Origin of the sequence: Vibrio sp. 10N.222.55.C6, from assembly GCF_041473395.1 — a bacterium.
In the GTDB taxonomy this organism is placed as follows: domain Bacteria; phylum Pseudomonadota; class Gammaproteobacteria; order Enterobacterales; family Vibrionaceae; genus Vibrio; species Vibrio crassostreae_C.
Window position 1 is genome coordinate 1 of sequence record NZ_JBFRSD010000329.1, and the last position, 257, is coordinate 257.

The 257-nt window shown below is 41.6% G+C and carries 1 protein-coding gene; it reads right to left on the reverse strand.

The annotated features are described in order from the left end of the window. Window positions 1-257: hypothetical protein (locus AB4486_RS23945; protein ID WP_372119095.1), on the reverse strand; the 257-nt coding region annotated here is incomplete at both ends.

The following is a 257-nucleotide window of genomic DNA, read 5'->3' on the forward strand; positions in this document are numbered from 1 at the left end:
AGCGATTTTCGTGTTCTCGTCACCCAAGTACATTTGATTACGAATATCAGTAGCCTGTCCCAATGCCGAATCAAACATGATCACGCGCAACGTAATACCATTTTTGAACGGTTTAAACTCCAGAATACTTGGCTGCTTCACGCCCTCTGGCCTGATAATCTTTAACCCGTCAGGGTAAGTATCCTGTGATTTTAAATAAGCACGGACTTCCTTAAAGAAATCACCACTCAAAGAAAGGATTAGGGTGTTACGTTTAT